Annotated in this window: 2 pseudogenes; one reads left to right on the forward strand and one right to left on the reverse strand. The window is 68.7% G+C overall.

Going from position 1 to position 598, the window contains the following annotated elements:
- Positions 1 to 287 (reverse strand): annotated as a pseudogene (locus JCM9942_RS17695) (shikimate dehydrogenase); the annotation flags it as partial.
- 53 nt (positions 288 to 340) lie between these two features.
- Between JCM9942_RS17695 and JCM9942_RS17700 the strand changes: the two are divergent.
- Positions 341 to 598 (forward strand): annotated as a pseudogene (locus JCM9942_RS17700) (PD40 domain-containing protein); the annotation flags it as partial.

Consider the following 598-nt stretch of genomic DNA (forward strand, 5'->3'; position numbering starts at 1 on the left):
CGGTCACCCTTGCGCAGCAGCGTGTTGACCGCGCCGGCACGCTGCGCACGCGAGGTGGTGGTGGTGCACAGCGCGAACGCCGCTTCCTTGAGCGGCAGGGTCACATTGGCCCCGACGCCGCCCTCGGCGGCAAAGGCTTCCAGTGCGGCGGCGAAGGCGTCGGGCGAAGCCTCGATCGCACGGTAGTCCACGGCGATACCGTGCGCCTTGCCGAAAGCCGACTGGATGAAGGGCGACTGCGAGTGTGCGATGGGCTGGCCAAATACGGCGTAGCGGGGTGCGCTCATGGTGATCCTCTGCATGACCTAGACTGGACGCGATTCTCGCCTGCGGAACCTTCATGCGGACCCGACCACTGCTGCTCGCGCTGACTGCGAGTCTACTCTGTACCCCGGTGGCCTCGGCGCTTTCCGAGTTCGGCATCGAAGGCATGGGCGTGGTCTCCACCCGCGCCGATGAGCTGCGTGCCAGCCTGTCGGCCGACGGCCAGCGCATCGTCTGGGCCAGCAACCGCGACGGCGGTGCCGGCGGCTGGGATCTGTGGCAGGCAAGCCTGCAGGGCACGCGCTGGATGGACCCGCAGCCGCTGCCGCTCAAC

It is taken from the genome of Stenotrophomonas pictorum JCM 9942, assembly GCF_001310775.1.
GTDB classification, from domain to species: domain Bacteria; phylum Pseudomonadota; class Gammaproteobacteria; order Xanthomonadales; family Xanthomonadaceae; genus Stenotrophomonas; species Stenotrophomonas pictorum.